Consider the following 24,823-nt stretch of genomic DNA (forward strand, 5'->3'; position numbering starts at 1 on the left):
GTGGAACGCACGATGCCATCGTCGCGCGCCGGATGGGTCATCGTCGAGCCATGACACTCACGACCGATGCCGCCCGCGTCGCGGCGCAGCGGCTCCAGGAGGCCTCCCGGACGCGGACACCGTGCGAGCCGGTGCGCGGGCTGCTGCCCGACGCCGCGGTGGCCACGGGCTACGCCGTCCAGTCCGTGCTCACCCGGGACGCGATCGACGCCGGGCGCGTCGTCACCGGGCGCAAGATCGGGCTGACGTCGCCCGCGGTACAGGCCCAGCTCGGCGTCGACCAGCCGGACTTCGGCGTCCTGTTCGAGGACATGGCCTGCCCCCAGGACACCCCGATCGACATCGAGCGCCTGCTCCAGCCGCGGATCGAGGCCGAGATCGCCTTCGTGCTCGGCGCCGATCTCGACCGCTCGGACGTCGACGTCGACATCGCACGGGCCGCCGTCGCCGCCGTCATCCCCTCGCTGGAGATCGTCGACAGCCGCATCGCCGGCTGGGACATCACCTTCGTCGACACGGTCGCGGACAACGCCTCCAGCGGCCTCTACGTGCTCGGCGACGAACGCCACGAGCTCGGCGACACCGATCTGCGCGAGGTCGAGATGACGCTCACCGGATCCGACGGCGAGGTGCTCAGCTCCGGCACCGGAGCCGCCTGCCTCGGTGACCCGGTGGCCGCACTGGTGTGGCTGGCCCGCACCGCCCACGAGTTCGGCGACCCGCTGCGCGCCGGTCAGGTCGTCCTCTCCGGCGCGCTGGGCCCGATGGTCCCGGTGACGCCGGGCGGCCGGTACACCGCCACGCTCTCCGGCCTCGGCGAGGTCCGCGCGAGCTTCACCACGGGAGGCCCGGCATGAGCGGGCGCACGAAGGTCGCGATCATCGGCTCGGGCAACATCGGCTCGGACCTGATGATGAAGGTCATCCGGCTCTCGGAGACGCTCGAGATGGGCGCGATGGTCGGTATCGACCCGGGGTCCGACGGCCTGGCCCGGGCTCAGCGCCTGAGCATCCCGACCACCGCCGAGGGCGTCGACGGGCTGATCGCGCTGCCGAACTTCGACGAGATCGGCGTGGTCTTCGACGCCACGTCGGCCCGCGCGCACGTCGCGAACGCGGCGAAGCTCGAGCCGCACGGCAAGGTCCTGGTCGACCTGACGCCGGCCGCGATCGGCCCGTTCGTCGTCCCCGCGGTGAACCTCGACCAGCACGCCGGGGCACGCAACGTCAACATGGTGACCTGCGGCGGGCAGGCCACGATCCCCATGGTCGCGGCCGTCGCCCGGGTCGCGCCGGTGCGCTACGCGGAGATCGTCGCCTCGATCGCGTCGAAGTCCGCCGGTCCGGGCACCCGGGCCAACATCGACGAGTTCACCGAGACCACGTCGAAGGCGATCGAGGTCGTCGGTGGCGCGACCCGCGGCAAGGCGATCATCGTGCTCAATCCGGCCGAGCCGCCGATGATCATGCGCGACACCGTGCTGTGCCTGGCCGACGACGGCGACCCCGAGGCGATCAGGGCGAGCGTGACCGCGATGGCCGAGCAGGTCGCCCGCTACGTGCCCGGATACCGGCTCAAGCAGCAGGTCCAGGTCACCCCGATCGCCGACGACGAGCCGCTCGACACCCTGATCGGCGCCGGTGCCCCGCGACCGCGATGGAAGGTGTCGGTGTTCCTCGAGGTCGAGGGTGCCGCCCACTACCTGCCCGCTTACGCCGGGAACCTCGACATCATGACCTCGGCAGCACTGCGCACCGCCGAGCTCCTCGCCGCACACACCGGCGCCACCCAGCCCGCGGAGGCCCTCCGATGACCGGTCCCGACACCGCGCTCTACATCCAGGACGTGACCCTGCGGGACGGCATGCACGCCATCCGGCACCGCCTGGACCCCGCCGACCTGCGGCGGATCGCCGCAGCCCTGGACGCGGCCGGGGTGGACGCGATCGAGGTCTCGCACGGTGACGGGCTGGCCGGCGCGAGCCTGACCTACGGGCCCGGCAGCAACACCGACTGGGAGTGGATCTCCGCCGCGGCCGAGGTCGTCCAGGACGCGGTGCTCACCACGCTGTTGCTGCCCGGCATCGGCACCCTGGAGGACCTGCAGAAGGCCTACGACCTCGGCGTGCGCTCGGTGCGGGTGGCGACCCACTCCACCGAGGCCGACATCGCCATCCAGCACATCGGCCGGGCACGCGAGCTCGGCATGGACGTCTCCGGCTTCCTGATGATGTCGCACATGGCCCCGGCCGCGACCCTGGCCGGGCAGGCGAAGATCATGCAGGACGCCGGCGCGCACTGCGTCTACGTCACCGACTCCGGCGGCCGGCTCACCATGGGCGACGTCCGCGACCGGATGCGCGCCTACCGGGACGTCCTCGACCCGGGCACCCAGATCGGGATCCACGCCCACGAGAACCTCTCGCTGTCGGTGGCCAACTCCGTGGTCGCGGTCGAGGAGGGGGTCACCCGGGTCGACGCCTCCCTCGCCGGCCAGGGCGCCGGGGCCGGGAACTGCCCCATCGAGGCGTTCGTCGCGGTGGCGGACCTGCAGGGCTGGAAGCACGGCTGCGACCTGTTCGCCCTGCAGGACGCCGCGGAGGACCTCGTGCGCCCGCTGCAGGACCGGCCGGTCCGGGTGGACCGCGAGACCCTCACCCTGGGCTTCGCCGGGGTGTACTCGAGCTTCCTGCGCCACGCCGAGCACGCCGCCGCCGAGCACGGCCTGGACACCCGCGAGATCCTGGTCGAGGTCGGACGCCGCCGGCTCGTCGGCGGCCAGGAGGACATGATCGTCGACATCGCGCTCGACATGAAGGCCGCCGCCGGCTGACCCCTCGGCGCGGCGGCTCCTACCCGGTGGGAGCCGCCGCGTCGAACCGGCCCGCGAGCAACTCCCCGTAGCCGACCGGCCGGTCCGGCAGCTCCAGCGCCCGCAACACGTGCCACAGCAGCGCCTGGTTGCTGGCGACGACCGGCACACCGAGCGACTGCTCGATCCGGTCCAGCTCCGGTGCGATCCGGATCCCGGCGCAGCTGAGCAGCACCCCGTCGATCGTCGCCGGATCCAGCCCGGCGGCCAGGTCCCGCCAGTGCGCGGGTTCGACGAGGGCCTGCTCGACCGGGGTCGCGCACGGCGGGCCCCGGTGCGTGGCGACCTCGACGCCGTGGTCGCGCAGGTAGGTGACCTCCGCGGCGACGACCTCGGCGGGGTACGGGGTCAGCAGCGCGGGGCGGGTGATCCCGGCGGCGACGAGCGCGGCGAGGACCGCCTCGATGGTGGTGACGGCGGCGATACCGGTCGCCTGCTCCACCCGTTCGCGCACGCGCGCGGGGCCGGCGAGCATCGTCGCCGCGGTGCAGTTGACGGCGACGAGCCCGACCCCGGCGTCGGCCAGCAGCTCGGCGTGCCCCTCGAGGTCCTCGACCAGGCGCAGGTCGTCGGCGATGCCGGTGCGGCGGAACGGGAGTCGCGTGGTGATGAACTGGAGCCCGTCCGGGGCCATCTGCTGCAGCTCGTAGTCGCACAGGCCGCCGGAGGGATAGAGGTGTCCGACCCGCGCGAGGTGGCCGAAGCCGAGGCTCACCGTGCTCCCGCGGGGGCCCGGTCACCGAGGTGGGCCGCGACGAGCTCGGCGAACTCGGCCGGGTGGTCGACCATCGGCGAGTGGCCCGCGCCGGGCATCTCGACCGAACGGGCGTCGGGGATGCCGGACGCGAGCACGGCCGAGTGCTCCGCACCGCGCGCTTGGTCCTCGGTACCCCGCACGACCAGCGTGGGCGCCGTGATGTCGGCCAGCCGCGGCACGAGATCCAGCTCGCGGGCCGCGCCGAGGACGGCGGCCAGGTAGGCCGGGTCGGTCCGCAGCACGGCCTGGACGTAGGTCTCCCAGGTCGCGGCGTCGGGGCGGCCGGTGAACAGCAGGCCGACGGTGTCCTCCACCGCGGCGCGGGACGCGGTGTCGCCGTTCTGCACGGCCGCGATCCAGCGGTCGACGGCCGCGGCGAAGCCGGGCAGCGCGCCCCGGGTGTTCGCCCCGGTGCCGACCAGGACGAGCCGGCGCACGCGGTCGGGAACCGACGAGGCGAGCACCTGCGAGACGATCCCGCCGACCGAGTTGCCCACGACGTCGACCCGCTCGAGCCCCTCGGCGTCCAGCATCGCCCGGACGGCGCCGGCCAGGCCGGTCGGTCCGGCGACCGCGGTCCAGTCGCCGCCGGCGGGGGAGTAGAGGTCGACGGCGTAGCAGGGCCGGTCGGCGAGGTGCTCCATGGTGGAGGTCCAGAACTGCCGGCACCCGAACCACGGGTGGAGCAGCACCACCGGCGTGCCCGGCGCCGAGGGCCGGGACACGTGGTAGGACAGCGACGTCCCCGGGAGTGCGAGCGTGCGGTCGTCGATCTCCACGACGGTGCCTTTCGGGTCAGGCCGCGCAGGGCGCGGTGTGCAGGAAGCCGGCAACGGCCGCGGCGAACTGCTCCGGCCGGTGGTCGACCGCGGGGACTCCGGTGCCGGGCAGGGTCACCTGCTGCGCCCCGGGCACCGCGGCCACGATCCTGGGCACGTCCGGCAGCGAGAAGGTGTCCAGCTCCCCGCACAGCACGAGGGTCGGCGCGCGGACCAGCCCGAGCCGTTCCTCCATGCGGTAGCGGTTCACCGCGAGGTGCCCCTCCTCCACCCGGTCCAGGACGACCAGGGCGTCGCGGACCAGGCGGTCCAGCAGGTCCGGCCGGTCGGCCGGGTAGAAGCCCGCGCGGTTGCTCCACAGCCGGGCCAGGTGCGAGCCGTCGGCGGCCGGTTCCACGTGGTCGATGGGCGCCCGGCGGGCGACGCGGTCGCGCCGTTCGGCGTCGACGTAGGGCATGCCCGAGAGGGCCAGCGCGCGGACCCGCTCCGGCGCGGCGGCCGCCGCCTCGACGGCGACCACCGCACCGGTGTGGTGCCCGACCAGGGCGACCCGGTCGAGGCCGAGGTCGTCGCACAGGTCGAGCACGCCGGCGGCGAACATCTCGACGCTCCACGGTTCCGCCGGTCTCGCCGACGCCCCGAAGCCCAGGGTGTCCATCGCGATCGCTCGGAAACCGGCGCCCAGCAGCGGCAGGACGTCGCGGTACTCGTCCCAGGACCGCGGGGTCTGGTGCAACAGGAGCACCGGGTCGCCCGCTCCGTGCTCGACGTAGTGGACCTGGCCGTAGCGGGTGTCGGCGAAACCGTGACGCATGTCCACCGTGCTCAGGCCGCCGCGACGGTCTGCGGGTCCTCGGACGGCTTCTTGTCGTCCTCGGGCAGCTTCAGGAAGATCCCGGCGATCAGCGAGACCAGGGCCGTGGCCGACATGTAGAACGCGATGGCGGTCCAGCCGCCCGTCGCACTCAGCAGGTAGGCCGAGATCGACGGCGCGAAGGCGTTGGCGCCGATGAGGCCCACGGTGAACCCGATCGCCATGCCGCTGAAGCGCACCGCGGGCGGGAACACCTGGGAGAAGTAGGCGGGGACCACGGCGTAGTTCGCCGAGTAGCCGATGAACAGCAGCATGAACCCGAGCAGCATCAGGCCGTAGTGGCGGGTGTCGAGCAGTGCGAACCACGCGAACGGCAGCACCATGAGCGACGCCGAGCTGGCCAGGAACACCGGACGGACGCCGACCTTGTCGGACAGCTGCCCGAACAGCGGGATGCAGATGATGATCACCACTGTCGCCGGGAGGAGCACCGCGAGCATGTCCTGGTTGTCCAGGCCGAGGCCGGTCGGGCCGTAGGTCAGCGAGTAGACCGAGCCCATGGTGAACGACACGCCCGCGGCGAAGATGCCGAAGGCGACCAGCACGATGGTGCGGCCGGAGGTACGCAGCGCGTCCAGGACCGGCAGCTTGTGCACGGCGCCGCGCTCCTTGACGTCGGCGAAGTCCGGGCTCTCGTCGACCGAGCGGCGGATGAAGTAGCCGACCACCACGAGGACGGCGCTGAGCAGGAACGGGATGCGCCATGCCCAGTCGAGCATCTGCTCCCTCGGCAGCGCGAAGATCGGCAGGAACACCAGGTTGGCCAGCAGGAGCCCGGCGGTCGCGCCGGTGTTGACCAGGGACCCGAAGAACCCGCGACGGTTGCCCTCGCTGTGTTCCACGGTCATCAGCACGGCACCGCTGTACTCGCCGCCGACGCTGACGCCCTGCAGGATCCGGCAGAGGATCAGCAGGACCGGCGCCACGATGCCGATCTGTTCGTAGGTGGGCAGCACGCCGATCGCGAAGGTCGCGACCCCCATCATGATCATCGTGACCATCAGGCAGGTCTTGCGCCCGATGCGGTCCCCGAAGTGGCCGAAGATCACCGCGCCGACCGGCCGCGCGATGAAGCCGACGGCGAAGCTGGCCAGCGACAGCAGCGTTCCGACCAGGGGATCCGAGGACGGGAAGAACAGCGGGGCGAAGATCAGCGACGCGGCGACCCCGTAGGCGGCGTTGTCGTAGTACTCGATGGTCGTCCCGATCCAGCTGGCGAAGACGGCCTTGGTTCTCTGGTTCGTGGACGTGCTGGTGGCGGTCATGGGCGTCCTTCGTTGGTGCCGTGCCGTGGTGGTGCCAGACGGGGCGCGAGCAGGGCTGACCGTGGGACGACGGCCGGCGGGCGCGAGGTTCGGGCCCGTGCCGGGGGTCGCCCGTGCGGGAGAGCGGACGGCGATCGCCGCCTTCTGTGCGCCGCCGAGGGTCTGGCGGGTGGCCGTACTTTGTACGGTTCGCTGCACGGGTGTCAAGAGCCTTCGCTGAGCGGGAAGGCCCGGTGGGGGTTCAGGCGTCGGTCGGGGTGTGTCCCAGCGTGCGTAGCGTGCTCGCGATGTAGGCCTCGAGACCGGCTTCGAACTGATCGTCGGCGGGAAGCGTGGCCACGTCGTCGGCGAGGCGCACGACCTGCGGGAACTGCTCGATCGGGAGCGCGGCGTAGAAGTGGCTGCGCCTGCGGCGCTCCTCGTCGCCCGCCGGGCTGGCGTCCCGCCCCCACTGGCGCGGGGTCTGGTAGCTGACGAACCCGATGGCGTAGGTGATGAGGAAGCCGTAGCTCTGCACGGCGAGCGGTCCCGGGATTCCCGCGTCGACCAGTCGCTGCAGCACGGTCTCCATTGCCCCGCGCAGTGCCGTGGGGCTGTCGGTGACCCGGGTGGAGAACAGCCGCACGACCGTCGGGTGCTCGCGCATCATCGCCAGGAACGCGTGCCCGACCGTGCGCAGTGCCTCGGCGGGGCCCGCGTCCGGCTCGGCGGGCAGGCACATCCGGCCGAGCACGTGGTCGGCCATCCCGTCGAAGATCTCTTCCTTGCTGCGGAAGTAGCTGTAGAGCGTCATCGTGCCGACGCCCAGCTCGGTCGCGAGCCGGCGCACGGTGAGCCGGTCCAGGTCGGCCTCGGCGTCGGAGATGCGCAGCGCGGTCTCCACGATCCGTTCGGGCGTGAGCGAGGTGTCCCGCCGCCCCGACCGCTCCTGCTGGCGCGCCATCGACCCTCCGCTCGCTCCGCGACTCCACGCGGGTGCTCGTGGAGTGACTCACCGTATCGGACAGCGTCCGGTACGCCGTTCCCCGTGGTCGGAGGGGGCTTCCGCTTCCGATTCGTATGTCGTACCGTACTAAGTACGAACGAGGAGGTGACCATGACCGACCACGAGGACGGGGTTCTCGAGCTCGAGGTGATCGGGCTGCGTCGGGAGTCGGACTGCGTGCTGTCCGTCGAGCTCGCCGATCCCGAGGGGCGAGCGCTGCCCGCGTGGGAGCCCGGCGCCCACATCGACCTGGAGCTGCCGGAGCACGTCCGGCAGTACTCCCTGATCGGTGATCCCGCCGACCGGTACCGCTACCGGATCGCCGTGCTCCGCGAGCCCGCCTCGACCGGCGGCTCGGAGTACGTGCACGAGGTCCTGCGCCCGGGTCAGCCGGTCGAGGTCGGCGGGCCGCGCAACCACTTCTCGCTCGTCGAGGCCGACCGGTACGTGCTGATCGCGGGCGGGATCGGCGTCACCCCGCTGCTGCCGATGATCGAGAGCCTGTGCGCGCGGGGCCGGGACTGGCGGCTGGTCTACGGCGGCCGGACCCGCCGGTCGATGGCGTTCCTGTCGGAGCTGGCCGGCTACGGCGACCGGGTCCAGGTCCGGCCGTTCGACGAGTTCGGGCATCTCGACCTGGACGAGCTGCTCGGGGCGCCCGAGGAGCGGGTCGCCGTCTACTGCTGTGGCCCGGAAGGCCTCATCGACGCGGTCGAGCAGCGGTGCGCGGCATGGCCCGCCGGAACGCTGCACGTGGAGCGGTTCGCGGCACCGGTCCGCGACGACGAGGACGACCTGCGCGCCTTCGAGCTGGTGCTGGGCCGGTCCGGCCGCCGGTTCCCGGTGCCCGCCGACTCCTCGCCGCTGGATGTCCTGGAGGCGGCCGGCATCTCGCTGCCCAACGCCTGCCGCGACGGCATCTGCGGCAGCTGCGAGACCCGGGTGCTGTCCGGGCTCCCCCTGCACCGGGACTCGCTGACCGAGCCGGGCCGGACCGACGTGCTGTTGCCGTGCGTCTCCCGGGCCCAGGGCACCGAGCTCGTCCTCGACCTGTGAACCACGCCACGATGCGGCGGTCGAACCGCCGTACGGTACAACGTACGAGACACCGTTCTTCCTGGAGGAAGCATGAGCGCACCCGTTCGTGACGCCCCCGACAGTGCTCCGCGCAGGCCCCGCCGCCCGCGCGGTGCCGCGGCGGCTCCCGCGAAGTCCCACGAGCCCGGACCGCCCGTGCAGGAGGGCGCCGACTGGAAGAACTGGCCCCGGTACGACTCGGCCGAGCTGGGATTCCGCGGCTACTGGTACCCGACGATCTGGGCGCACCAGGTGGGCGACAAGCCGGAGCCGATCACGCTGTGCGGGGAGCGGATCGTGCTGGTCCGCGACGGTGACGTCGTGCGTGGCCTGCACGACCGCTGCCCGCACCGCGGGGTGCCGCTGTCGCTGGGCCGCAGGCAGTTCGAGGGGACGCTCAGCTGCGTCTACCACGGCTGGACGTTCGATCTCGAGACCGGAACGCTCAAGGCCGTCCTCACCGACGGGCCCGACAGCCCGATCTGCGGCAAGGTCGGCGTCGCGACCTACCCGGTCGAGGAGCGCCTCGGCATGCTGTGGGTCTACATCGGCGAGGTCGCACCGGGCGAGGAGCCGCCGCCGGTCGAGCGGGACATCCCGGCCGAGCTGGTCGACAACGAGCTCGTGCTCGGCGGGCGGAACGAGGTCCGTACCGGCAACTGGCGCTTCGGCGCCGAGAACGGTTTCGACGAGGGCCACGCCAAGTACCTGCACAACACCGCGCTCTGGCGGCTGTTCAAGGTCATGCCGGCCTGGAACGAGACCCGCATCGTGGAGAAGGACGGCTGGCTGGTCCGGGTGCAGGACGAGGTGCACTGGGACGCCGAGTTCCCCGGTCTGGGCACCTGGACCAACAAGCGGTGGTGGAAGCGGATCCCGCTGCCCGACCGCCCGGGGAAGAACGGCGACGCCAACCCGGTGATCGAGTCCCTGGACATCCCCGGGTTCGTCTCGATCCGGATGCCGGGTCTGCTGCGCGTGGCCTACCCGAAGTTCATCCACTACGAGTGGTACGTCCCGGTCGACGCTGACCACGTGCGGTACGTGCAGATGATGGTCCGCTTCGAGAAGGGCTTCACCGCGCGGGCGTTCAAGCTGAAGTACCTGGCTGCCTTCCGCTGGTTGTTCCACGGCCAGTTCACCCGCCAGGACGCCTGGATGGTCAACGTCACCGACGCGCCGCCGGAGCGGCTCTACCGCCCCGACCTGTCGATCACCGCGTGGCGCCGGCACGTCGAGCAGGTCGCGCCGGTGGTCCAGCCGACGGAACCCCGTGTCGGGCACTGAGGCGGAGCTCGCGGAGCCGACCATCGGTACTGAGGTAGGTATCGCCCACGACTGGGCCGGCTCGGCGGCCGGCCCGGTCACCGTCGTCCTGCACGGCGGCGGACCGGGCTGCCACGCCGCCTCCGACTTCGCCGCGGTCGTGGCGCGCCGGCCCGGACGCCGCTGGCTCCGGGTGGACCTGCCCGGCTACGGCGGGTCGCCGGTCACCGCGGACCCGGGCCTGCCCCGGATCGCCGCGGCGGCGCACGCGCTCGCCGGGCTGCTCGAGGAGCTCGGGCCGGGTCCTGTCGACATGCTGGCCCAGTCGCTGGGCGGCACGGTGGCGCTGCGGCTGGCCGCGGAGCGCCCCGAGCTCGTCGGCCGGATCGTGCTCGTCGGCAGCCAGCCCACACCGGCGCCCGGCGGGCGGACGGATCTGCGCACCGATCCCGCGCTGGGTGCGCGGGCCCGTGCGGAGTACTACGGCGGAGACGGCCCCGACCCGGCCAAGATGCGCGCGCTGCTGTCCGGACTGGAGTGGTTCGACCCGAGCCTGCTCCCGAAGGCGACGGTGCAGGCCCGGTACCGCGCCAGCACCACGGCGACCGCACTCGCGGCCGCCACCACCCCGGCGCCGGCCGAGGACCTCGCCCCGGTCCTCGGTGCCGTCGCCGCCCCCGCCCTGGTCGTGTGGGGCCGCCACGACCCGTTCGCCGGCCCCGACTACGCGGCCGCGCTCGCCGACACCCTGCCGCGCGGCGACCTCGCGGTCGTCGGCCGGACCGCCCACCACCCTCAGGCAGAGCGCCCGGAGATCGTCGCGGCGCTCGCCGACGCGTTCCTCGCCGACGCGTCCCTCGCCGAAGCGTTCCGCACAGACAGGAGCTGACAGTCATGTCCTCTCGCCCGACCCTCCCGGTCGCGCTCGCTGCCGTCGTCGCCGTCGTGGCGACCCTCGCCGTGCAGCGCACGAACCTGCTCGTCCGGCTCGGGCGCGGGACGACCGTCCGGACGGTCCGTCCGGGGGCACGATGAACGCGCCGGACCCACAGCTGCGGGACCGGATCGAGGCCGCCTGGAAGCTCGTCGAGCCGGACCGGCTGACCGAGCTCGTCGTCGGGATGGTCGACATCCCGAGCCCGACGGGGGAGGAGGCCGAGCTCGCCGGCTGGGCCACCGCGACCATGGCCGGCGCCGGGCTGGAGGCCCACTACCAGCCGATCGACGACCGTCAGGCCAACGCGGTCGGCCGGTTGCGCGGCGCCGGCACCGGCGAGGACCTGCTGCTCTACGCCCCGATCGACACCCTGACCGTGGGCGACGAGACCGAGGACGTGCCCTGGGTCGGGCCCGAGCTGCGGGCCGACATGCGCCCGCGCGCCGAGGTGCACGGGCAGCACGTGCTCGGCCTGGGCGCCAGCAACCCCAAGGGCCACGCCGCGGCCGTGATCGCCGCGGCCGAGGTCATCGCCCGCGCGGGGATCCCGCTGCGCGGTGACCTGCTGGTCGGTCTCGGAGCGGGTGGGATGCCCACCAACGGCCGGCTCACCCGTGGGCTCACCCGCCGCAACGCGGGCCAGGGCGCCGGCTGCTCGTTCCTGCTGGAACAGGGCTTCTGGGCCGACCACGCGCTGATCGCCAAGCCCGGCTGGGCGGTCGCGTGGGAGGAGGTCGGCCTGTGCTGGTTCGAGGTGCGGGTGCGCGGCACCTACACCTACGTCGGCAGCAGGCACCGTATGCCGTACCGCAACGCGAACGCCCACGCGGCGACGGTGATCGACGCGCTGGAACGCTGGTTCCCCGAGTACGCCGCCCGGCACACCGACGGCCTCGTCGCGCCGCAGGGCATCGTCGCCGCCGTCGAGGGCGGCTGGCCGCGGATGGCGGCCGTGGCACCGGCGGTCTGCCGGCTCACGATCGACCTGCGGACGAGCCCGCGCTCGACGCCGGCCGACGTGCGCCGCGAGTTCGGCGCCGCCGTCGACGCGATCCGGGTCGCGCACCCGGAGCTCGACCTCGACTGGGACATGGTGCTCGCCATCCCCGGCACGCACACCCCGCAGGACGCGCCCGTCGTCGCCGCGGCCACGGCCGCGTGGGAGGAGTTCGAGGGCCGCCCGCACGAGCCGATCGTGGCCAACAGCGGCGCCACCGACGCCAACATCCTGCGCTCGCGCGGGCTGCCGACCGCACGGATCGGGATGGACCGCATCGGCCCGGACGCGCCGCTGCCGCTGGACTTCCCCGCGGGGATGAACGTCGTCGACATCCGGGAGGCCGTCCGGCTGACCCGCGCCATCGTGCACACCGCGGTCACGCTGTGCACCCGGGAGAGGGGAACCTCGTGAGCGAGCTCGTACTCGGTGTGGGTGCCTCGCACAGCACCCTGATGAACACCCACTGGGCCGAGGTGGACCACCTGCCCGGGGCGCACCGGTTCCGCGACGGGCTGGGCGAGGCGCGCGACGCGCTGGCCGCCGCCCGTCCCGACGCGGTGGTGGTGATCGGGTCCAACCACTTCCGCGGCATGTTCCTCGACCTGATGCCTGCCTTCACCGTCGGCGTCGGCGAGGTGCTCGGCGCGGGTGAGGCGGAGACGCCCTCCGGGCCGCTGCCGGTCGACGCCGCACTGGCCCGCGGGCTCGTCGACGGCCTCGTCGAGGACGGGTTCGACCCGGCGTTCTCGCTGCGCCTGACCGTGGACCACGGCATCACGCACTCGCTGCAGCACCTGCTGCCCGCCCTCGACGTGCCGATCGTGCCGGTCGTGGTCAACATGTTCGCGCCGCCGCTGCCGTCGCTGCGGCGCTGTGCGGACCTCGGGCGCGCGATCGGTGCCGCCGTCCGTGGTGACGGCGAGGCCAAGCGGGTCGCCGTCATCGCCTCCGGCGGGCTGTCGCACCGGCTGCCCTGGCCCAAGTGGTTCGCCGCGCTGTCCGACGACGACCGGTTCCTCGTCGAGGCCTGGCTCAACGGGCGTACCTCCTGGAGCGAGTACGAGGTGCGCCGCCGGCAGATCATCCGGGCCGCCGAGCCCGATATCAACGAGGACTTCGACCGCTGGTTCCTGCAGCTGCTGGAGACCGGCGACGTGTCGGCGCTGCTCGACCGGACCGACGAGCAGATCGAGAAGGAGGCCGGCAACGGCGCCCACGAGCTGCGCGCCTGGGTCGCGATGACCACCGCGCTCACCACCACCGCCGGGCCGCCGAGCGGCCGCACCCTCGCCTACGCCGCCGTCCCCGACTGGCTGACCGGAATGGGCGTCAGCCTGCTCACCCCGACCTCCGAGGAGACATCCGCATGACCATCTGGACCGACCTGGCCGGCACCGCGTTCGAGGTGTCCTACGCGCCCGTGAACGGCGCCCGTACCCGCGTGCTGCGCGCCGGATCCGGCGAGCCCGTCGTGATGCTGCACGGCACCAGCGGCCACCTCGAGGCGTTCGTGCGCAACGTGCCCGCGTTCGCCGAGCACTTCGAGGTGCACGCGCTGGACATGCTGGGCCACGGCTACACCGACAACCCCGGCGGCGATCTCCGCATCCCCCGGTACGTGCAGCACGTGCTCGACTACCTCGACAGCCGCGGCATCGAGAAGGCGCACTTCGTCGGCGAGTCCCTCGGCGGCTGGGTGGCCGGACGGCTGGCGGCCGACCGGCCCGAGCGGGTCGGGCGTCTGGTGCTCGTGGCCCCCGGCGGCACCGTCGCCAACCCCGAGGTGATGGACCGCATCCGCACCAGCACGAAGGCCGCGGTGACCAGCGACGACCGCGCCCTCACCCGGCAGCGTCTCGAGCTGCTCATGCACGACACGGCCAACGTCTCCGACGAGCTGGTCGACGTCCGGCACGCGATCTACCACCGGCCGGAGTTCGTCGCCGGCATTGACGAGCTGCTGTGCCTGCAGAAGATGGAGAACCGCGTCGAGGACCTGCTCACGCCCGAGCAGATGGGGCGCATCACCGCGCCCACCCAGATCGTCTGGGGCGCGCAGAACCCGTTCGGCGACGTGCCGGAGGCGCACCGGATGCAGGAGTCGATCCCCGGCTCGGCGCTGGAGATCTTCCCGGGCTGCGGGCACTGGCCGCAGCACGAGCACGCGGACCGGTTCAACGACCTGGCGCTGAAGTTCCTGGCATGAGGGTCGGGCTGCGGATCCCGCCGTGCGCGCCGGTGGACCGGATCGCGGACCTCGCGGCCGACGCCGAGCGCGCCGGCTTCGACGAGGTGTGGTTCCCGGACTCGCAGCTGCTGTGGCGTGACGTGTTCGCGGTGGCCGCCGCGGCGGCCACCGCCACGTCGCGGATCACCCTCGGCACGGCGGTGACCAACGTCGTGACCCGGCATCCCGCCGTCGTCGCCTCGGCCGCGCGCACCGTCGCCGAGCTCGCCCCGGACCGCTTCCTGCTCGGGGTCGGGGTGGGTGACAGCGCCGTCGGCCCGGTCGGGCTGCGGCCCTCGACGGGGGCCGAGCTGCGCGCCCGGCTCGCCGTCGTGCGCGACCTGCTGGCCGGGCGCACGGTCGACTTCGACGGCGTCACGTCACGGCTGCGCGATCCCGTTCCGGTGCCGATCCACCTCGCCGCGAGCGGCCCGCGCAACCTGCGCCTGGCCGGCGAGCTCGCCGACGGCGCGATCCTGCTCTCCGGGGTGTCGCCCGCCCCGCTCGCCGCCGCCGTCGGGAAGGTGCGCGCGGGCGCGGCAGGCCGGACCGGGGTGCGGGTGACCGTGTCCGCGTTCTGCCGGGTCACCGACGACGTGCCGGGCACCGCCCGCGAGCTCAAGCCGATCTGCGCCCGGATCGCGCAGAACGGCGGGGCGGAGTTCCTGGCCCTGGCCGGGGTGCACGTCGACGTGCCGGCGCACCTGCCCGGCGTCTACCCGGACCTGGTGCACGCCGAGGACTGGGACGCGGCGGTCCGGGCGTGCGACCCGTACGTGAGCGACGAGGCGGTGACGGCCTTCGCGCGGGAGTTCTGCCTCTACGGCACGGCCGCGGAGCTCGTCGAGCGGCTCGCCGGGGTGCGCGACGCCGGGGCCGACGCGGTGTTCCTCCAGCACGTCGGGTCCTACGACCTGCCGCACACCCTGCTGGCCGACGTCGCGGGCCAGGTGTTCCCGATGCTGCGGGCCGGGGCACGATGACCGTCCTCGCGCAGCTCGCCGCGCGTTCCCGCTCGGTCGCCACCGCCGCGGGAGCGGCGACCCTCGACAGCGCCGGGCGGCACGTGCTCGACACCACGGCCTGCGTCGTCTCCGGTGCAGGCCACCCGCTGACCGGGCGCTGGCTGCCGTTGCTGACCCCGGGCCCGCCGGACGGTGCCGCGGCGGCGGGCGTGCCGGGCCGGTGGGACCTCGCGACAGCGGTGGAGATCGAGTCGACGCTCGCGCACCTCGACGAGTTCGACCCGCTGCACGGCCCGGCCGGGGTCGCGCCGGGCGCCGTCGTGGTCCCCGCGGCGCTGCACGTCGGCGCGGTCCGGAACGCCTCCGGCGAGCAGGTCGCCCGTGCCGTCGTCGCCGGGTACGAGGCCGTCGTCGAGGCGGCGCTGCGCTTCGGCGGGCCCGGTCTCTACGCGGCGGGGTGGTGGCCGACGGCCCTGTTCGGTGCGCTCGGCTCCGCGGCCGCCACCGCGTACCTGCTCGACCTGGACGAGCCCACGACGACGACCGCGCTCGCCCTGGCCGCCGCGCCCCTGGGCGGGATGCTGAGCGCCGACGACCTCGGCGACGCCCACTACCTGCTCTGCGGTCGCGCCGCTGCGCACGGCGTCCGGTCGGCCCACGCCGCCCGGGCCGGGCTCACCGGCAGCGCGTCCCTGCTCGACGGCCCCGCCACCGCGGCGCTCGGCCGCGCGCCGACGGCCCCCACCCCGGCGGGGACACCCCACCTCGACGGCACCGCGCTGAAGCGGTGGCCGTGCGCGCGGCCGCTGCACGCCGCCCTGGCCGCGCTCGACGAGCTCGCCGCCGACGGTGCTCCCCTCACCGGGGGCGCGGTCGTCGAGATCGGACTGCCGGCGCCGGCCCTGCGGTTCGTCACCGACCGGCGGCGGCCGTCCGGTCCGGTCGAGGCGGCGGCGAGTGCGGCCGTGGCCGTGGCCGGGGTGCTCGCCGGACGCGCGACCGATCCCGGCTGGTACCGCGAGGTCGCCGGAGAACTCGCCTTAGAACGCCGTCCGCTGCCGGACGTCTCCGTGCGGCTGCATGCCGATGCGGAGCTGGACGCGCTCTTCCCCGCCCGGTGGGGCGCCGACGTCGTGCTGCGGGCCGGCGGCACGACCCGTCGTCGTCGGGTCCTGGTCGCTCCCGGCGACCCCGCGCGCCCGCTCGGCGACGACGCGCTGCTCGCCAAGGCGACCGCGCTGCTCGCGGTGCCCGGTCCGGCCACAGTGGCCCGCCGCCTGCGGCAGCTCGCCGCCGAGCCGGATGTCGTGACGCTGCGCGCCGCACTCGCGCCCGCAACCGCATAGGGCCCACGGCACTCGACGACGCGCCGTTCAGCCGCGCAGGATCCGCGGGATCGCCGGGCGCAGGTCGGCGGGGGAGTCGAACAACTCCAGGGCGCCGGCCTCGCGCAGCTCGTCGTCGCCGTACCCACCGGTGCGCACGGCGTAGGCCGGGTGCCCGGCCGCGGCGGCGGCGCGGACGTCCCACACCGAGTCGCCGACCACGAACGCCGCCGATCCCGCGGCCCGGCGCAGCGCGACCCGGATCAGCTCGGGATCGGGCTTGGTCCGCTTGACGTCGTCGCGGGTCAGGCAGTGTTCGGCCAGCTCACGGCCGCCGAACAGGTCCAGGTAGGCGTCGACGTGTTCGGGCGCACCCGAGCTGGCCAGCACGACCTTCAGGCCGAAACCCTCGGTGAGGTCGGTGAGGAACTCCCGCACCCCGGGCAGCGGCCGGATCTCGGGCAGCAGCGCGTCGAACTCCTCCTTCCACGCCGCGCGGGCCGCGTCGCCGTGGTCGGCCTCGAACGCGTCCCCGGCGACGGCCGGGACCAGCTGGTCCCCGCCCATGCCCACGGCACGGTGCAGCCGGTGGATCGGGATCGTGCGGTCGAACCGGTGCAACGCGCGGGACCAGGCGACGGCGTGGTGGTAGTTGGTGTCGACGAGCGTTCCGTCGACGTCGATCACCGCGGTGTCCGGTGTGGTCACCGGGACGGGGTACCCGCAACGGGCCGGATCAATCCTGGTCGGCGCTGCGTTCGTCCTCGCGGTCCAGCCGGGCGCGGCGTTCCCGCTCGCGGCGGCTGTAGGCGGCCTGGCGGACCGCGCTCTCGTCGGCGAACCCGGAGCCGAGCGCCCCGGCGACCGTGCCCATCGACGTCGACAGCCAGGCGATCATCACGTAGTCGTCGAACCCGGCCTCGCGCATCAGCTGGGAGCCGAGGTAGTGGGGCGGGATCACCAGTGCGGCGGCGACCAGCGTGAGCGCGAACAGCAACGCGAACATGATCAGGACACCGCACGCGACGGTGAGCACCGTCGACAGGTTCGACAGCACCATCTCCTCGCGCAGCGAGCGGCTGCGGCGCGACTCCCACAGGCCGTTGTTCCCGATCAGCCAGGCGGTCATGGCGACCAGGGCGAGCAGCATGACCGTCACCTGCCTCCCGGTGCCCAGCGCGGTCGCGAGCTGCCAGATGTTGGAGTAGAAGATGCCGAACGCGGCGCCGGCCGCGGCCGCGGCGAGTGCGGGCGACAGGCTCGGCACCAGCCGCCACGGCCGGTTCGCCCGCACGATCCCGCCCAGCAGCCGCAGCCGCCCGCGCACGCCGGTGAGCGCGAGCCGGACGTCGACCTCGTCCTCGACCCCGGCGGTGCCGGAGTCGTCGTCGGAGTCGTCGTCGGTCCCGTTCGCCGGTTCGAGGCGGGTCAGCGAACCCGCCCGCCCGGCGTCCGCGCTCTCGCCCACCGACGAGCGGTCCTCGGCGGGGAACAGGTGCCGGGTGACCAGGCGGACGATCGTGTCCCGGCACCGCCGGTACTGGTCTATCCCCCCGAGGGCGGGCAGCGACACCAGGCCCACCCGGGCGGCCGACCCGCCGTCGGCCACGATCGGGAGGGAGCCCGCCCGCCGGGGCAGGTCGGTGATCAGGACGACGGCGTCGGTGCCGTCCCGCTCGCGGGCCCGGCGGCCGATCTCGAGCATCGGCAGCGCACCCTGCTGGTCGAGCGCGATGTGCTCGTCGGAGAGCTGCACCTCCCAGCGCCCGTCACCGTTGCGTTCCAGCGCCTCCGGCAGGTCCCGTACGAGCCGCAGAGCCAGCTCACGGGAGAGTCCGGGATCGGCGACCAGGCCGAGGACGGTGGCGCGGGACGAATCGGTCACGGCGCGCGACGCTAGGGTCGCGGGCCGGGGACCGCATCCCGGGGCACGCATCCGGTGCGCAGGCCCTCTGTGCAGATGCCCAGTACCGGTCCCGCGGGCCGTGGCGTCATGCCGATGACCGGCTGCGCCGGGACGTGTTGCCATGGGCAGATGGGCACCGGCGACTTCCTGGACGACTTCGCGACCCTGTCCACCTTCGGTGCGACCGAGCGGGGCGGTGTGCACCGCGAGGCCGCGTCGGACGCGGACGAGGCACAGCGCGCCTGGTTCGAGCGGTGGCTGACCGACCGCGGGTTCACCGTCCGCTACGACGGGATCGGGAACCAGTTCGGGCTGCTGGAGACCGCCCCGGGCGCGCCGTACGTGCTGGTCGGGTCGCATCTCGACAGTCAGCCGTACGGCGGCCGGTACGACGGTGCCTACGGTGTACTCGCCGCCGCGCACGCCGTGCACCGCCTCGCCGGCGCGGGTGGGCTCGTGCACAACCTCGCCGTCGTCAACTGGTTCAACGAGGAGGGGTCCCGCTTCACACCGAGCATGTTCGGCAGCGCGGTGTTCACCGGCCTGCTCGACCTCGACGCGGCCCTCGACACCCGTGACCCGGCGGGCGTGCGGGTCGGCGACCGGCTGGCGGCGATGGGGCACACCGGCACCGGCGCCCCGGTGCTCGCCGACCTCGCCGGCTACGCCGAGATACACATCGAGCAGGGCAGGCTCCTGGAGGAGACTCCCGCGACGATCGGGCTGGTCGCCGACACCTGGGCGGCCCGCAAGTACGACCTGCGGGTACTCGGGGACCAGTCGCACACCGGATCGACCCCGATGGCCGACCGGCAGGACGCGTTGCTCGGCGCCGCGCACCTCGTCGTCGCGGCCCGGGGGCTCTCCGACGAGCTGTCCACACCGGACGTGCCGCTGCACACGTCGGCGTCCCGGATGGCCGTCGAGCCGAACAGCCCGGTGACCGTCGCCCGCGAGGTCACGCTGAACCTCGACCTGCGCAGCCCGGACGAGGACCTGCTCGCCCGCGCCGACGCGGCGCTGCACGAGCGGATCCCGGTGATCGAACGGGCCGCCCGGGTCTCCGTCGAGGTCGCCGGGTCGCAGCGCTGGGGCGTCCGTCCGTTCCCGGCCGCGGGCGTCGAGCTGGCCCGGCGGTCCGCCGAGGAGCTGGGACTGACCCACCGGGAGATCTCCACGGTCGCCGGCCACGACTCGGTCAACCTCAACGGGCACGTCCCGACCGTGATGCTGTTCGTCCCCAGCGTGGCCGGGATCAGTCACAACGAGGGCGAGCTGACCCACGACGACGACGCCCTGGCCGGCGTCGACCTGCTGGCCGCCGTCGTCCGGCGGCTCGCGGCCGGGGAGATCACCGGGCCCCCACCAGGCGCAGCGCGAACTCGACCTGCTGACGGGTGACCTGGTTCTCGTCCGGCCCGGAGTCCTCCCGGAACCACACCGCGACGCCCATGCCCAGGTCGAGGATCGCGAACGACGCCAGCTGCGGGTCCGCCACCCGGAACGCGCCGGTCTCGACGCCCTCGGTGACCAGCGTGCGAAACCGCTGCTCGTAGCCGGCCCGCAGGCTCAGGACCTCCGAGCGCCGCGGCTCGACGAGGCTGCGCAGCTCCCGGGTCCCGACGAACGCCTCGCGGCGGTGCCGGGCGTGGAACCGGACGTGCGCGTCGACGGCCCGGCGCAGCCGCTCGGTCGGATCGTCCACACCGGACACCGCGGCGTCGTGCTCGCGCAGCAGCGCCCGCATCGTCCGTTCGATCACCGACGCCAGCAGGTCCTGCTTGGAGCTGACGTGCTTGTAGAGGCTGGGCCCGCGCATGCCGACGGCCGCGCCGATGTCGGCCATCGTCGTCGCCTCGTAGCCGCGCCGGGCGAACTGCTCCAGCGCGGCCGCCCGGATCTCCGCCTCCCGCACGGCGAGCAGTCTATAGCCGGCGATGTGATCCCGGCGGCTCGCACTTGCACAGAGCTGCGTCGATGGTGGCTAATGAGTATTAGCCAACTGCGAGGAGGAGACATGGCCGTCGACCTGACACCCGCCCCCGAGGTGGCCGAGCTCGTGGAACGCACGGCCCGGTTCGTCCGCGAGACGGTCATCCCGGTCGAGGAGGCGAACGACGGGGTGGTGCCGTCCGAGGACGTGCGCCGCGAGCTGCAGGAGGGTGCCCGCGCGGCCGGGGTGTTCGCCCCGCACGCGGCGCCCGAGTTCGGCGGGCACGGCCTCGACATGTGCGGCCGGGCCCCGGTGTTCGAGGAGGCCGGGTACTCGCTGCTCGGGCCGCTGGCGCTGAACATCGCCGCCCCGGACGAGGGCAACATCCACATGCTCGAGCAGATCGCGAGCGAGGACCAGAAGATCCGCTACCTGGCGCCGCTCGCGGCCGGTGACATCCGGTCCTGCTTCGCGATGACCGAGCCCGCACCGGGTGCCGGCTCGGACCCGGACGCGCTGACCACCACGGCGACCCGGGTGGACGGCGGCTGGCGGATCGACGGCCGCAAGTGGTTCATCACCGGTGCCGACGGCGCGGCGTTCTCCATCGTCATGGCCCGCACCGCGGGCGAGCCCGGTGACCGCGGCGGCGCCACCATGTTCCTGGTCGACGCCACCAACCCGGGCATGACGGTCGGCCGGCACATCCCGACGCTGGACGAGTCGCTCTACGGCGGCCACCTCGAGGTCGAGTTCGCCGACTGCCGGGTCGGCGACGACGCGGTGCTCGGCGAGGTCGACCAGGGCTACCGCTACGCCCAGGTCCGACTCGGCCCGGCCCGGATGACGCACTGCATGCGCTGGCTGGGCATCGCCCGCCGCGCGCAGGACATCGCCGTCGCCCGGGCCGCGCAGCGCCAGGTGTTCGGGTCGCGGCTGGCCGATCTCGGCATGGCGCAGGCGATGGTCGCCGACAACGAGATCGACATCCACGCCTCGCGCGGGCTGATCCTGCGGGCGTGCTGGGAACTCGACCAGGGCCGCTCCGCCGGGATGGAGGTGTCGATCGCGAAGACCTTCACCGCCGAGGCCGTCTGGCGGGTGGTGGACCGGTCGCTGCAGCTGTGCGGCTCGCTCGGGGTCTCCGGGGACGTGCTGCTGGGCCGGTTCCTGCGCGAGGTGCGCCCGTTCCGGATCTACGACGGGCCGTCGGAGACGCACCGCTGGTCGATCGCCCGCCGCGTTGTGGGGCGGGCTACCCGATGAGCCCGGACGGCCTCGATCTCGGCGCGCTCGACACGTTCCTGCGCGAGCACGTCGAGGGCTACCGCGGTGGCGTCTCCGCCGAGCTGCTCGCCGGTGGGCGCTCCAACCTGACCTACCGGGTCACCGACGGCGAGTCGGTCTGGGTCCTTCGCCGCCCGCCGCTCGGCACGTTGACCCCGAGCGCGCACGACATGGGGCGCGAGTTCCGGTTCGTCAGCGCCCTGGCCGGCTCCGGTGTCCCGGTCGCGCCGGCCGTCGCACTGGCCGACCCCTCGGTGATCGGGGTGCCGTTCGCGCTCACCGGCTTCGTCGACGGTGTGGTGCTGCGCAGCGAGGACGACCTCGCGGCGTACTCCGGCGAGCAGATCCGGGCGACCGCGTTCGCGCTGGTCGACACCCTGGCCGCGCTGCACGCCGTCGACGTCACCACCGGCGCCGTCGCCGGGCTCGGCAAGCCTGCCGGTTACCTGCGCCGCCAGGTCGACCGCTGGTACTCGCAGTGGCAGCGGGTACGCACGCGCGAGCTCGCCGACATCGAGACGCTGCACGCCCGGCTCGACGCGAGCTGTCCGGTCGAGAGCGACGCGTCGGTCGTGCACGGCGACTTCCGGATCGACAACGCCATCCTCGATCCGGCCGACCCGACCCGGATCCGGGCGCTCGTCGACTGGGAGATGGCCACCCTCGGTGACCCGCTCGCCGATCTCGCACTGCACACCGCCTACGGCGACCCGGCCTTCGCGCCCGTCCTGGCCGGGTCGGCGGCGTCCACGAGTGCCCGGCTGCCCGGCGCCGACGAGCTCGTCGAGCGTTACGTCGCGACGTCCGGGCGCGAGACCCGCGACTGGGCCTTCCACCGCGGGCTGGCCTACTTCAAGATCGCGGTGATCGCCGAGGGCATCCACGAGCGGCACGTGCGCGGCGACACCCGCGGCGACGGTTTCGCGACCGTCGGCGAGGCGACGGCCCCGCTGGCCGCGGCGGGGTTGCACGCCGCGCGCTGACCGTGCCCTGACCCTGCCCGGAGCGGTCCTCAGGCCGCGATGCGGTCCACGCGGTCCGGGACCGGGCCGATCCGGCCCGCTCCGTCGGGGACGTCCAGCGCGGCGATCGCGCGCAGCTCGTCGCCGGTCAGGGCGAAGCCGGCCAGGTCGCGGTTCGCGGCGATCCGCTCGGGGCTGTCCGACTTCGGCACCGCGACCGTGCCCTGCGCCAGGTGCCAGCGCAGCACGACCTGTGCCGGGGTGACACCGTGCCGCTCCGCGATCCCACGCAGCACCGGCTCGTCGAGGACGGCGCCGCGGCCGAGCGGGCTCCACGCCCCGGTGACGATGCCGAGCGCGGCGTGCACCTGCTGAAGCTCGCGCTGCTGGTGGTGCGGGTGCAGCTCGACCTGGTTGACGGCCGGGGCCGTGCCGCCGAGCCCGCGCAGCCGTCGCAGGTGCGACGGCCGGAAGTTCGACACCCCGACCGCGCGGGTCAGGCCGTCGGCGAGCAGCTGCTCCATCGCCTCCCAGGTCCGCAGGCAGGGCTCGAGGTCGTCGTTCGGCCAGTGCACGAGCAGCAGGTCGACGTGGTCGAGACCGAGCCGGTCCAGGCTCTCCCGTGCGGACCGGAGCGCGCCGCCGCGGCCCCGGCCGACGTTCCAGATCTTGGTCGTGACGAACAGGTCCGCACGCGGCAGGCCCGAGCCGGCGAGCGCGGCGCCGACGGCGGTCTCGTTGTCGTAGACGGCCGCGGTGTCGATGCTGCGGTACCCCTGGGCGAGGGCCTCGCTGACGGCGGCGCGGGTGTCCCGCGAGCCGGAGACCCCGAAGCCGAGGCGGGGCATGGTGACGCCGTTGTTCAGGGTGATCGGGTCGAGGTGCACCGGCCGGGTCCTTCCGTCGTCGTCCGTGCGGTCCGGCGACGGCGGCGTCGCGCTCTCTGCCAGGGGTCAGCGACGGCGGCGGGCCCGGGAATTCCGCGGCGTGGGTGCCTTCACGCCGCTGGCACCGCGGTCGTCGGGCCGGCGCGGCGTGGAGGAGCGCGCTGTCAGAACAGACCGTTCGACAGCGTGAGGCACTCGCCGGACCGGCAACGCCCCTGGTCGGAGACCAGGTAGAGCACGGCGTCGGCGACGTCCTCGGGTTCCAGCAGCCCGGGGCGCGGCCGCCCCTGCGCGAACACCTCCTCGACGTCGTCGCGGCCGGGGTTCTCCAGGTCCGGCCGGATCATCCGGTACGTCCCCGGATTGTGGATCATGGTCGTGTTAACGCCGGAGGGCAGCACGGCGTTGACGGTGATGCCGTGTTCGGCGACCTCGTGCGCGACCGACCTCACGAGCGCGACGACGCCTGCCTTGGCCGCCGCGTAGTGGGCGGAGTGGGCGGCTCCGGTCTCGGCGACGCTCGACGACGTCGCCACCAGCCGTCCCGCGCCTCGGTCGATCATGTGGGGGAGCACGGCGCGGAAGGTGGCGAACACCCCGGTGAGATTGATGTCGATCATGGTCTGCCAGCGCTGCTCGGACATCGTCGCGACCGGCCCGCTGCTCGCGATCCCGGCGTTGGCGACCACGATGTCGATCCGGCCGTACTCCTCGATCGCCCGGTCCACCGTGTCCTGCATCGCCGCGACCTGCCGGACGTCGGTCGTGAACGACAGGCAGCGCCGATCGAGCGCCTCGACCTCCCGGATCGTGTGCTCGAGGTCGGCCGGTGTGGCAGCCGGGTAGTCCACTCCCTCGACCGGCGCGGCGATGTCACACAGGACGATGTCCGCTCCCTCGCGGGCCAGCGTCACGGCGTGCGCCCGCCCCTGCCCCCGCGCGCCTCCGGTGATCAACGCCGTCTTCCCTGCGAGTGCCGCCATGACAGGGCTGACCGCGCGCGGCGACGGGACTCATCGCCCGCGCCGTCGTCCCCGCGCCGTCGTCGCGGCGCGGCCGTCACCGCTCGTCCGCGGTCCGTTCGTCGATCCGGGCCTGGATACCGGAGTCGGAGCAGAACCCGCGCCCGGTGCGCTTGAGGCAGAGCAGCCCGACGAGACGGCCGGCGTCGTCGGCGACGGCGACCCGCCGCCGGCCGGCGAGGGCCATCGCGTCCCAGGTCGCGTGCAGGTCGGCGGCCGGGGCGACGACCCGGTCACCGAGCCGTCCGGCGGGGGCGGCGGGCGCCCGGTCGGCCCGGTCGTCCAGATCGGCCCGCTCGACCACCGCGAGGAGCACGCCGCCGCCGTCGACCACCAGCAGGGCGTGCACCTTGGGGTTGCCGAAGAACTCCAGGGCGTCGCCGACGGTCGTCGCCGGACCGCAGGTCTTCGGGAAGGTGTGCATCGCGTCCGCGACGGAGGTGCCCACGACGGAGGTCATCGAACTCCTTCCTGCCCAGGGGCAGACTGCCACGCTCC

26 protein-coding genes are annotated in these 24,823 nt (G+C 73.7%); 15 read left to right on the top strand and 11 right to left on the bottom strand.

Features of this window, described 5'->3' with window-relative positions:
• Nucleotides 1-50: 50 nt before the first annotated feature.
• Genes JOF36_RS05300 through dmpG form a run of 3 tightly spaced genes read left to right on the top strand, consistent with a single transcriptional unit; the run spans nucleotide 51 to nucleotide 2,832 of the window.
• Nucleotides 51-857, top strand: coding sequence for a 2-keto-4-pentenoate hydratase (locus JOF36_RS05300; RefSeq protein WP_210025292.1), 807 nt, complete (start codon nucleotides 51-53; stop codon nucleotides 855-857).
• Nucleotides 854-1,813, top strand: coding sequence for an acetaldehyde dehydrogenase (acetylating) (locus JOF36_RS05305; protein WP_210025293.1), 960 nt, complete (start codon nucleotides 854-856; stop codon nucleotides 1,811-1,813). Before JOF36_RS05300 ends, JOF36_RS05305 begins: the two co-directional genes overlap by 4 nt.
• The gene (gene dmpG / locus JOF36_RS05310; protein WP_210025294.1) at nucleotides 1,810-2,832 is read left to right on the top strand and encodes a 4-hydroxy-2-oxovalerate aldolase; all 1,023 of its coding nucleotides are present in this window, start codon (nucleotides 1,810-1,812) and stop codon (nucleotides 2,830-2,832) included. Before JOF36_RS05305 ends, dmpG begins: the two co-directional genes overlap by 4 nt.
• A 19-nt stretch (nucleotides 2,833-2,851) precedes the next feature.
• On the opposite strand, the gene JOF36_RS05315 is transcribed toward dmpG, so the two are convergent.
• The 5 genes from JOF36_RS05315 to JOF36_RS05335 all read right to left on the bottom strand — a co-directional run bounded on the left by JOF36_RS05315 (nucleotide 2,852) and on the right by JOF36_RS05335 (nucleotide 7,489).
• Complete coding sequence (locus JOF36_RS05315) at nucleotides 2,852-3,586, bottom strand: maleate cis-trans isomerase family protein (RefSeq protein WP_210025295.1); 735 nt, start codon at nucleotides 3,584-3,586, stop codon at nucleotides 2,852-2,854.
• The gene (locus tag JOF36_RS05320) at nucleotides 3,583-4,407 is read right to left on the bottom strand and encodes an alpha/beta fold hydrolase (protein ID WP_210025296.1); all 825 of its coding nucleotides are present in this window, start codon (nucleotides 4,405-4,407) and stop codon (nucleotides 3,583-3,585) included. Before JOF36_RS05320 ends, JOF36_RS05315 begins: the two co-directional genes overlap by 4 nt.
• A 16-nt stretch (nucleotides 4,408-4,423) precedes the next feature.
• Entirely contained in the window at nucleotides 4,424-5,221 is a 798-nt protein-coding gene (locus JOF36_RS05325; RefSeq protein ID WP_210025297.1) for an alpha/beta fold hydrolase, read from the bottom strand.
• Between the two features lie 11 nt (nucleotides 5,222-5,232).
• Complete coding sequence (locus tag JOF36_RS05330) at nucleotides 5,233-6,546, bottom strand: MFS transporter (RefSeq protein ID WP_210025298.1); 1,314 nt, start codon at nucleotides 6,544-6,546, stop codon at nucleotides 5,233-5,235.
• Between the two features lie 241 nt (nucleotides 6,547-6,787).
• Complete coding sequence (locus JOF36_RS05335; protein ID WP_210025299.1) at nucleotides 6,788-7,489, bottom strand: TetR/AcrR family transcriptional regulator; 702 nt, start codon at nucleotides 7,487-7,489, stop codon at nucleotides 6,788-6,790.
• A gap of 153 nt (nucleotides 7,490-7,642) precedes the next feature.
• Between JOF36_RS05335 and JOF36_RS05340 the strand changes: the two genes are divergently transcribed.
• The 9 genes from JOF36_RS05340 (at nucleotide 7,643) to JOF36_RS05380 (ending at nucleotide 16,349) form a co-directional block, all read left to right on the top strand.
• Entirely contained in the window at nucleotides 7,643-8,587 is a 945-nt protein-coding gene (locus JOF36_RS05340; protein ID WP_210025300.1) for a PDR/VanB family oxidoreductase, read from the top strand.
• 72 nt (nucleotides 8,588-8,659) lie between these two features.
• Entirely contained in the window at nucleotides 8,660-9,895 is a 1,236-nt protein-coding gene (locus JOF36_RS05345; RefSeq protein WP_210025301.1) for a Rieske 2Fe-2S domain-containing protein, read from the top strand.
• A complete protein-coding gene (locus JOF36_RS05350; protein ID WP_210025302.1) occupies nucleotides 9,882-10,763 on the top strand; it encodes an alpha/beta fold hydrolase in 882 nt (293 codons plus the stop codon). Before JOF36_RS05345 ends, JOF36_RS05350 begins: the two co-directional genes overlap by 14 nt.
• Before the next feature lie 5 nt (nucleotides 10,764-10,768).
• Complete coding sequence (locus JOF36_RS05355; RefSeq protein WP_210025303.1) at nucleotides 10,769-10,909, top strand: hypothetical protein; 141 nt, start codon at nucleotides 10,769-10,771, stop codon at nucleotides 10,907-10,909.
• Nucleotides 10,906-12,222 (top strand): zinc-binding metallopeptidase family protein, encoded by a 1,317-nt coding sequence (locus tag JOF36_RS05360; RefSeq protein ID WP_210025304.1) that lies wholly within the window; start codon nucleotides 10,906-10,908, stop codon nucleotides 12,220-12,222. Before JOF36_RS05355 ends, JOF36_RS05360 begins: the two co-directional genes overlap by 4 nt.
• Nucleotides 12,219-13,181, top strand: coding sequence for a DODA-type extradiol aromatic ring-opening family dioxygenase (locus JOF36_RS05365; protein WP_210025305.1), 963 nt, complete (start codon nucleotides 12,219-12,221; stop codon nucleotides 13,179-13,181). The genes JOF36_RS05360 and JOF36_RS05365 overlap by 4 nt, the downstream gene beginning before the upstream one ends.
• Nucleotides 13,178-14,017, top strand: a complete 840-nt coding sequence (locus JOF36_RS05370) for an alpha/beta fold hydrolase (protein ID WP_210025306.1) — start codon at nucleotides 13,178-13,180, stop codon at nucleotides 14,015-14,017. The genes JOF36_RS05365 and JOF36_RS05370 overlap by 4 nt, the downstream gene beginning before the upstream one ends.
• Nucleotides 14,014-15,021: an LLM class flavin-dependent oxidoreductase gene (locus JOF36_RS05375; protein WP_210025307.1), complete on the top strand. Its 1,008-nt coding sequence runs from the start codon at nucleotides 14,014-14,016 to the stop codon at nucleotides 15,019-15,021. Before JOF36_RS05370 ends, JOF36_RS05375 begins: the two co-directional genes overlap by 4 nt.
• Nucleotides 15,018-16,349: an MmgE/PrpD family protein gene (locus JOF36_RS05380; protein ID WP_210025308.1), complete on the top strand. Its 1,332-nt coding sequence runs from the start codon at nucleotides 15,018-15,020 to the stop codon at nucleotides 16,347-16,349. Before JOF36_RS05375 ends, JOF36_RS05380 begins: the two co-directional genes overlap by 4 nt.
• 27 nt (nucleotides 16,350-16,376) lie before the next feature.
• Here the strand turns inward: JOF36_RS05380 and JOF36_RS05385 are convergent, their stop codons facing one another.
• Both JOF36_RS05385 and JOF36_RS05390 read right to left on the bottom strand, forming a co-directional pair.
• On the bottom strand, nucleotides 16,377-17,036 hold the full coding sequence (locus tag JOF36_RS05385; RefSeq protein ID WP_210025309.1) for an HAD family hydrolase: 660 nt from the start codon (nucleotides 17,034-17,036) through the stop codon (nucleotides 16,377-16,379).
• A gap of 28 nt (nucleotides 17,037-17,064) precedes the next feature.
• Nucleotides 17,065-18,213, bottom strand: a complete 1,149-nt coding sequence (locus tag JOF36_RS05390; protein WP_210025310.1) for a hypothetical protein — start codon at nucleotides 18,211-18,213, stop codon at nucleotides 17,065-17,067.
• Nucleotides 18,214-18,363: 150 nt separating this feature from the next.
• Between JOF36_RS05390 and JOF36_RS05395 the strand changes: the two genes are divergently transcribed.
• On the top strand, nucleotides 18,364-19,635 hold the full coding sequence (locus JOF36_RS05395; RefSeq protein ID WP_210025311.1) for a M20 family metallo-hydrolase: 1,272 nt from the start codon (nucleotides 18,364-18,366) through the stop codon (nucleotides 19,633-19,635).
• Here JOF36_RS05395 and JOF36_RS05400 read toward each other — a convergent pair.
• Nucleotides 19,586-20,149, bottom strand: coding sequence for a TetR/AcrR family transcriptional regulator (locus tag JOF36_RS05400; RefSeq protein WP_210025312.1), 564 nt, complete (start codon nucleotides 20,147-20,149; stop codon nucleotides 19,586-19,588). The two genes, JOF36_RS05395 and JOF36_RS05400, sit on opposite strands and share 50 nt — an antisense overlap.
• A gap of 102 nt (nucleotides 20,150-20,251) precedes the next feature.
• On the opposite strand from JOF36_RS05400, the gene JOF36_RS05405 reads away from it, so the two are divergent.
• A complete protein-coding gene (locus tag JOF36_RS05405; RefSeq protein WP_210025313.1) occupies nucleotides 20,252-21,433 on the top strand; it encodes an acyl-CoA dehydrogenase family protein in 1,182 nt (393 codons plus the stop codon).
• Entirely contained in the window at nucleotides 21,430-22,437 is a 1,008-nt protein-coding gene (locus tag JOF36_RS05410; protein ID WP_210025314.1) for a phosphotransferase family protein, read from the top strand. The genes JOF36_RS05405 and JOF36_RS05410 overlap by 4 nt, the downstream gene beginning before the upstream one ends.
• Before the next feature lie 29 nt (nucleotides 22,438-22,466).
• Here the strand turns inward: JOF36_RS05410 and JOF36_RS05415 are convergent, their stop codons facing one another.
• The 3 genes from JOF36_RS05415 to JOF36_RS05425 form a co-directional block, all read right to left on the bottom strand.
• Nucleotides 22,467-23,264: an aldo/keto reductase gene (locus JOF36_RS05415; protein WP_210035161.1), complete on the bottom strand. Its 798-nt coding sequence runs from the start codon at nucleotides 23,262-23,264 to the stop codon at nucleotides 22,467-22,469.
• Nucleotides 23,265-23,467: 203 nt separating this feature from the next.
• Nucleotides 23,468-24,286 carry a mycofactocin-coupled SDR family oxidoreductase gene (locus JOF36_RS05420; protein WP_210025315.1) on the bottom strand — a complete coding sequence of 273 codons (819 nt, stop codon included), beginning with the start codon at nucleotides 24,284-24,286 and terminating at the stop codon, nucleotides 23,468-23,470.
• A gap of 76 nt (nucleotides 24,287-24,362) precedes the next feature.
• Entirely contained in the window at nucleotides 24,363-24,785 is a 423-nt protein-coding gene (locus JOF36_RS05425; protein ID WP_210025316.1) for a CBS domain-containing protein, read from the bottom strand.
• Nucleotides 24,786-24,823: the final 38 nt, after the last annotated feature.

Source organism: Pseudonocardia parietis, from assembly GCF_017876315.1.
Lineage (GTDB): Bacteria > Actinomycetota > Actinomycetes > Mycobacteriales > Pseudonocardiaceae > Pseudonocardia > Pseudonocardia parietis.

Coding starts and splice junctions, on each gene's coding strand:
- JOF36_RS05425 (WP_210025316.1), bottom strand. CDS start 24,785: ATGACCTCCGTCGTGGGCACCTCCGTCGCGGACGCGATGCACACCTTC.
- JOF36_RS05335 (WP_210025299.1), bottom strand. CDS start 7,489: ATGGCGCGCCAGCAGGAGCGGTCGGGGCGGCGGGACACCTCGCTCACG.
- JOF36_RS05340 (WP_210025300.1), top strand. CDS start 7,643: ATGACCGACCACGAGGACGGGGTTCTCGAGCTCGAGGTGATCGGGCTG.
- JOF36_RS05380 (WP_210025308.1), top strand. CDS start 15,018: ATGACCGTCCTCGCGCAGCTCGCCGCGCGTTCCCGCTCGGTCGCCACC.
- JOF36_RS05395 (WP_210025311.1), top strand. CDS start 18,364: ATGGGCACCGGCGACTTCCTGGACGACTTCGCGACCCTGTCCACCTTC.
- JOF36_RS05375 (WP_210025307.1), top strand. CDS start 14,014: ATGAGGGTCGGGCTGCGGATCCCGCCGTGCGCGCCGGTGGACCGGATC.
- JOF36_RS05345 (WP_210025301.1), top strand. CDS start 8,660: ATGAGCGCACCCGTTCGTGACGCCCCCGACAGTGCTCCGCGCAGGCCC.
- JOF36_RS05415 (WP_210035161.1), bottom strand. CDS start 23,264: ATGCCCCGCCTCGGCTTCGGGGTCTCCGGCTCGCGGGACACCCGCGCC.
- JOF36_RS05325 (WP_210025297.1), bottom strand. CDS start 5,221: ATGCGTCACGGTTTCGCCGACACCCGCTACGGCCAGGTCCACTACGTC.
- JOF36_RS05410 (WP_210025314.1), top strand. CDS start 21,430: ATGAGCCCGGACGGCCTCGATCTCGGCGCGCTCGACACGTTCCTGCGC.
- JOF36_RS05420 (WP_210025315.1), bottom strand. CDS start 24,286: ATGGCGGCACTCGCAGGGAAGACGGCGTTGATCACCGGAGGCGCGCGG.
- JOF36_RS05370 (WP_210025306.1), top strand. CDS start 13,178: ATGACCATCTGGACCGACCTGGCCGGCACCGCGTTCGAGGTGTCCTAC.
- JOF36_RS05360 (WP_210025304.1), top strand. CDS start 10,906: ATGAACGCGCCGGACCCACAGCTGCGGGACCGGATCGAGGCCGCCTGG.
- JOF36_RS05330 (WP_210025298.1), bottom strand. CDS start 6,546: ATGACCGCCACCAGCACGTCCACGAACCAGAGAACCAAGGCCGTCTTC.
- JOF36_RS05300 (WP_210025292.1), top strand. CDS start 51: ATGACACTCACGACCGATGCCGCCCGCGTCGCGGCGCAGCGGCTCCAG.
- JOF36_RS05355 (WP_210025303.1), top strand. CDS start 10,769: ATGTCCTCTCGCCCGACCCTCCCGGTCGCGCTCGCTGCCGTCGTCGCC.
- dmpG (WP_210025294.1), top strand. CDS start 1,810: ATGACCGGTCCCGACACCGCGCTCTACATCCAGGACGTGACCCTGCGG.
- JOF36_RS05405 (WP_210025313.1), top strand. CDS start 20,252: ATGGCCGTCGACCTGACACCCGCCCCCGAGGTGGCCGAGCTCGTGGAA.
- JOF36_RS05305 (WP_210025293.1), top strand. CDS start 854: ATGAGCGGGCGCACGAAGGTCGCGATCATCGGCTCGGGCAACATCGGC.